Annotated in this window: 6 protein-coding genes and 1 rRNA gene; all 7 read right to left on the minus strand. The window is 40.7% G+C overall.

Going from position 1 to position 6,216, the window contains the following annotated elements; translation table 11 throughout:
- Positions 1-72: 72 nt before the first annotated feature.
- The 7 genes from hisD to rrf all read right to left on the minus strand — a co-directional run bounded on the left by hisD (position 73) and on the right by rrf (position 6,212).
- Complete coding sequence (hisD, locus tag HYG89_RS13620; RefSeq protein ID WP_178867946.1) at positions 73-1,377, minus strand: histidinol dehydrogenase; 1,305 nt, start codon at positions 1,375-1,377, stop codon at positions 73-75.
- A gap of 186 nt (positions 1,378-1,563) precedes the next feature.
- Entirely contained in the window at positions 1,564-2,268 is a 705-nt protein-coding gene (gene hisG, locus HYG89_RS13625) for an ATP phosphoribosyltransferase (protein WP_167846233.1), read from the minus strand.
- The gene (gene murA, locus HYG89_RS13630; protein WP_178867948.1) at positions 2,268-3,524 is read right to left on the minus strand and encodes a UDP-N-acetylglucosamine 1-carboxyvinyltransferase; all 1,257 of its coding nucleotides are present in this window, start codon (positions 3,522-3,524) and stop codon (positions 2,268-2,270) included. The genes hisG and murA overlap by 1 nt, the downstream gene beginning before the upstream one ends.
- 7 nt (positions 3,525-3,531) lie before the next feature.
- On the minus strand, positions 3,532-3,783 hold the full coding sequence (gene ibaG / locus HYG89_RS13635; RefSeq protein ID WP_070155716.1) for a BolA family iron metabolism protein IbaG: 252 nt from the start codon (positions 3,781-3,783) through the stop codon (positions 3,532-3,534).
- Positions 3,784-3,921: 138 nt separating this feature from the next.
- Complete coding sequence (gene hpf, locus HYG89_RS13640; protein WP_096902101.1) at positions 3,922-4,254, minus strand: ribosome hibernation-promoting factor, HPF/YfiA family; 333 nt, start codon at positions 4,252-4,254, stop codon at positions 3,922-3,924.
- Between the two features lie 170 nt (positions 4,255-4,424).
- Entirely contained in the window at positions 4,425-5,879 is a 1,455-nt protein-coding gene (locus tag HYG89_RS13645; protein WP_178867950.1) for an RNA polymerase factor sigma-54, read from the minus strand.
- A gap of 218 nt (positions 5,880-6,097) precedes the next feature.
- Positions 6,098-6,212 (minus strand): 5S ribosomal RNA (gene rrf / locus HYG89_RS13650).
- Positions 6,213-6,216 lie beyond the last annotated feature (4 nt).

Below are 6,216 nucleotides of genomic sequence, written 5' to 3' on the forward strand. Positions count from 1 at the left end.
TAAAGACACAAGATTTGTGTGGTTTAAATTCCCTCTCCTTTTAGGAGAGGGTCAGAGAGGTTGTAATGCTATTTATGATTGATAACGATAGCGTGCTGATCGTGCATGCGCATCAAGATTTTCCTGCTGCGCTAAAATATCAGCGGTTTTCGCCAAGCTCTTCACACCCTCAGCCGAACACATAATCAGACTTGAGCGTTTTTGGAAATCGTAAACACCCAATGGCGATGAAAAACGTGCTGTACCCGACGTTGGTAATACGTGGTTTGGCCCTGCACAATAATCACCAATAGCTTCTGGTGTATAGCGCCCCATAAAGATCGCACCCGCATGACGAATTTCTTCTGCCATCACTTGTGGATCATCCATACACAACTCCAAGTGTTCGGGCGCAACTTGGTTGATCAATTCAATCGCCTCTTGACGATCTTTGACTAAGATCAATGCACCACGATTTGCAATAGAAGTGCGGGCAATTTCAGCTTTAGGCAAATTCGCCAAGTGCTGTTCAATCGCTTGTTCAACCTGATTCAGCAATTGCGCATCTGGTGTAATAAAGATAGATTGTGCAACCGTGTCGTGCTCGGCTTGGGAAAGTAAATCCATCGCCAACCATTCAGGATTATTTTCACCTTCGGCATAAACCAAAATTTCGGATGGCCCAGCAATCATATCAATGCCAACCTGACCAAATACAGCACGTTTTGCAGCCGCCACAAAGCGGTTACCTGGCCCCGTAATTTTATCTACCGATGGGATGGTTTCTGTACCATAAGCCAATGCAGCAACAGCTTGCGCTCCGCCAATGGTAAATACACGAGTCACCCCTGCTAAATATGCAGCCGCCAAAACCAATGGATTGAGTTCACCATTCGGTGCAGGTACCACCATAATAATTTCAGGTACACCAGCAACATGCGCAGGCACGGCATTCATGAGCACAGAAGATGGATAAGATGCCAAACCACCCGGTACATAAATACCAACGCGATCTAATGGCGTGACTTTTTGCCCAAGTGTATTGCCCAAAACATCAACATAAGTCCAGCCATCCTGCTTTTGCGCTTGGTGAAATTCACGAATACGTACAGCAGCCAATTCCAAAGCTTCACGAACTTCGTTATCTAAAGCATCAAATGCGGCTTTCAGTTGTTCCTGACTTAACTCAAGTTCTGAAAATTGATGCGCTGGATGTCGATCGAACTGTTGAGTGAGTTTAAGAACCTGAGCATCACCGTGCTGACGCACATCAGCAATAATTTGATCTACAGTTTTTAAAAGTTCAGGATCACTGACAGTTTCAAAAGCCAACAAGTCTGCAAAGGCTTGTTTAAAGCTTTGATCTTGAGTCGATAAACGTCGCATCAATTTACCCACAAGGTTTGATAGAAAAGTTTAGTTTACCTTGTTTCTAGGGATTTGTGGGAATCTATACATGGCGAAAGCAGTATGTTTTGATGGAAATTCACGTTCAAAATCATTCAAGAACAGAATCATGGGTGGACATAAAAAAACCGTCATTAAATGACGGTTTTTTGAGAAAGCAGGATGATGGATGCAAAGTTAAGCAGATTGTTTTGCCAACTCGCGTTCTACCACTGCTTTTTCAAGTTGTGCCAAAATTGGATTGAGCAAATCTTGCTTGCGCTTAAAACTGGCTTTATTGACAATTAAACGTGAAGATACTTTACAGATTTCTTCTAGCGGCTCTAAACCGTTGGCACGTAAAGTATTACCTGTATCAACCACATCGACTATGTAATCACCCAAACCGACCAATGGTGCTAATTCCATTGAGCCATAGAGTTTAATGACATCAACCTGCTCACCTAAGCTGGCATAATATTGACGGGTCAAATTCACATATTTAGTGGCAATTTTTAAACGACCTTTTGGACGCTGCATACCAACTTTGCCCGCAGTCATTAATTTACAATTGGCAATTTTCAGATCCAGCGGCTCATATACATTTTGAGCGCCATGCTCCATCAGCACGTCTTTACCCGCAACCCCAATATCTGCCGCACCATTTTCAACATAAGTTGGTACATCAGAGGCACGTAAAATTAAAATACGCACTTGTTTATGTGTGGTTGGGAAAATCAACTTACGTGATTTATCTGGATCTTCCAGTAAATTAATTCCCGCAGTTTCTAATAAAGGCAAAGTTTCTTTTAAAATTCGCCCCTTACTTAATGCCAAAGTTAAACCATGATCAAAATTGCCCATGACGTCAAAATTTGGATCATCGTTTCTCATGTCATTCATCAATTTACTCGCTTAATTTGGGCGCCTAAACCTTGTAACTTTTGTTCTACATTTTCATAACCGCGATCAATATGATAAATACGGTCAATCAATGTTTCGCCTTCTGCCGCCAATGCTGCTAACACCAACGAGAATGAGGCACGTAAATCAGTTGCCATAACAGGTGCAGCAGAAAGTTTTTCTACGCCTGTCACCACCGCATCATTGCCTTCTACCTGAATATTGGCACCCATACGTGACAACTCAGGGACATGCATAAAACGGTTTTCAAAAATAGTTTCCGAAATGGTAGCAAAACCGCGTCCAATCGCATTCACCGCCATTAACTGTGCTTGCATGTCTGTTGGAAATTCAGGGTGTGGTAAAGTTCTGAAACTCACGGCTTTAGGGCGCTTGCCCATCATATCCAGTTCAATCCAGTCATCGCCACGTGTGACTTCTGCACCCATTTCTTCAAACTTGTCTAATACAGATTCCAATAATGCAGGATCTGTATGCGTGGTTTTCACCTTACCGCCCGTAATTGCAGCAGCAGCTAAATATGAACCTGTTTCAATACGGTCAGCGACTACTGAATATTCACAACCATGCAAATGCTCAACACCAGTTACCACTAAAGTATCTGTATCTAGGCCTTCAATTTTAGCGCCCATCTTAATCAGCATTTGTGCTAAATCGGTAATTTCTGGTTCACGTGCAGCATTACGAATGGTAGTCACACCTTCTGCTAGCACTGCAGCCATGAGGATGTTTTCAGTCCCCCCCACAGTCACCATATCAAAAACCACTTCAGCACCTTTTAAGCGCCCGTTGACTTTAGCGTGCACATAGCCACTTTCAACTTCAATCTCAGCACCCAAAGCTTCTAGTGCTTTAAGATGTTGATCAACAGGGCGTGAGCCGATGGCACATCCACCAGGTAAAGATACTTTTGCACTACCATAGCGCGCCACCAATGGGCCAAGCACCAAAATAGAGGCACGCATGGTTTTTACTAACTCATACGGTGCAAACTGGTTATCAAGTGTTGAAGTATCTGCAATTACTGTGTCGCCTTCATAGGACATAGTAATGCCTAGACCCGCAATCAGCTTCACCAAGGTATTTACATCTTTTAAATTTGGAACGTTTTTCAATGTAATTGGCGTTTCTGCAAGAATCATTGCAGCAAGAAGTGGCAACGCTGCATTTTTTGCACCAGAAATACGCACTTCACCTTCGAGCTTTTTACCGCCCTGAATTAAAAATTTATCCATTAAATTATTAAGCTCCAAATAAGCTTGCTTTACGCCATTCTTCTTGTGTCATTGCACGAATTGTTACCGCATGAACTTCACCGCTGGCAATATAGCTATTCAATGGTGCATACACAGCTTGTTGACGAGCAACAGGACGTTTGCCATCAAATTGATTATCTACAATACGAAGATCAAACTTGCCGCCTTGCCCACTTACAGCAACTTCAGCCTCTGGAAAAGCAGCTTTTAAAATTTCAGTGAGCTGTTCACTATTCATCACAAAGACCTCTTATAGGACCAACGGTGTAAAAACCTGTCATTTTACTATAAATAGAAAAAATTATTCATTAATCGTATACATTATCGCAATAAAAAAAGAGGTTTATCAAAAACCTCTTTTAAAACCACCTTAAGGCTAAATCGCTAAAGGCTGGTAGTCCAGTTGCATCTTCCGATGCTTCTCTAATTGGCGTTTTAATTTTTCAGTCATCATCTTAATAGAAGTATACATATCATCCGCACAAGCTTGCGCAAACAGCTCGGTGCCGGGCAAGCGAATAATCGCTTCAGCAATATGATTGGCACTGCCTTTTTTAGAATGTTTATCGATTTGATGATCTTTACTTAATTTCACCTGCATACTATTGACCTGATCCAGATGTTTGGTCATTTGTGCAAACTTAAGTCGAATATTTTCTTCAATTGCAGGGGTGATAGCTAAGTGATGTCCACGAATTGTTATTTGCATAATTCTATCCCTCACCTTCATTAGGATTAGGAAGGCATAGTTCACATGATTGATTGCCAAATAACAGATCACTGTAGAGGTCACTTTAAATCATGTCTAACTATTCCTTCAAAGAAAAAAGATTCATTATTTAGTCATAATGAATCCTTAGAATAGACCGATTTTAAAAATTAGATCAAGACTTTTCGTTCAGAAGATGATGCAATATTTAATGACTCACGATATTTCGCCACCGTTCTGCGCGCCACATCAATACCTTCGGCTTTCAGCAAATTTGCAATTGTATTATCAGACAAAGGCTTACGCGGATTTTCCTCAGAGACAAGTTTTTTAATTTTTGCACGAATCGCAGTTGAAGATGCTTCACCCCCAGAACTGGTCGCAACATGACTTGAAAAGAAATATTTCAATTCAAACAATCCACGTGGAGTGAGCATATATTTATTGGTCGTTACCCGTGAAACGGTCGATTCATGTAATTCAACTTCATCAGCTACGTCACGTAAAATTAAAGGCTTCATGCCTTCTGCGCCAATTTCAAAGAATTCACGTTGATGTTGCACAATACAAGTCGCTACCTTTAATAAGGTTTTATGACGTTCATCAACACTTTTTATAAAGTTTTTCGCATCTAGCATTTGATTACGCAAATATTGATTATCTTCACTTTGATCTGCGCGTTTAATCATATTGGCATAAAAGGAATTAATTCTAAGCTTCGGTACAACATCAGGATTCAGCTGCACCTGCCAATGGTCCTGCTTTTTACTGACCACTACATCTGGAATTTGATAGTCTGACTCCTGATCTTCAAATGCTGTACCAGGATGTGCTTTCAATGTTTTTAATAAAGCCACTACATGCTGAAGCTGATCTGCGCTTAAACCCGTTTGCTTAATTAACTTGGCTAAATCATTCGAAATTAATAGCTCATAATGCTGCAAAAGTTGCAGTGCTTCCTGCCGATAAAGCACATCTGTAGCCAAACTTTCAAGCTGAATAGATAAACATTCCGCCAAATTACGCGAACCAATACCAATCGGCTCTAAACGCTGAATATGTTTCAAAACGACCAAAACTTCATCGTCTTCAACTTCATCTTCGTATTCCATGGAGATCAATAAATGTTGCACAGATGTAGTGATTTCAGATATTTCACAATCCAAGAAACCATTGTCATCCAAAGCATCGACAATACAGTAGGCAATGAGCTGCTCGACTTGAGAAAAATGCAACAGATTGATTTGTTGCATCATGTGCTCTTTTAAACCTAAATGTCCCTGACGATTATCCTCGCGCTCTTCATATTCTGCTGCGCCCAAGCTCGTGGGTAAATGAGTGTACACATCATCCCAGTCTGTATCGACAGGCAAGTCATTCGGTAGATGATCTGCATTTAATTCTTTAGTCAAATCCTTTTGATCATGCTCTTGCTCTTCTAAGGTGGATAAACTTTCGACACTACTTTGTTCTTCGACTTTTTCTAATAAGGGATTACTGTCCAACTGAATTTGAACTTCTTGTTCAAGTTCCAAGCTCGAAAGTTGAAGCAAACGAATGGCTTGTTGTAACTGCGGTGTCAGTGACAAGGAGTTTGCAACTTTTAATCCAACCGATAACTTCATTTTCACCCACTCTTTTAAATTTATGTTTTTCAACAACTTAATATATAAGTTTTTGATAAGCAATTTCTATGCCGTTTTATTAGGTATAGCACAGATTTATCAAAAGACATAAAGATTTTAATCAGAAGTTCTATTCAATTTATTATTGTTTTTCTAACTTTATTTTCTTTTTGCATAAAAAAACACCCCCAACGCTAGTTGAGGGTGTTTGAATAATGAGCTGGCGATGACTTACTCTCACATGGGTAACCCCACACTACCATCAGCGCGAAGAGGTTTCACTTCTGAGTTCGGGAAGGGATCAGGTGGTTCACTCTTGCTATGGTCGCCAGCACAA

This window comes from Acinetobacter sp. SwsAc5, assembly GCF_013391485.1.
In the GTDB taxonomy this organism is placed as follows: Bacteria; Pseudomonadota; Gammaproteobacteria; order Pseudomonadales; family Moraxellaceae; genus Acinetobacter; species Acinetobacter towneri.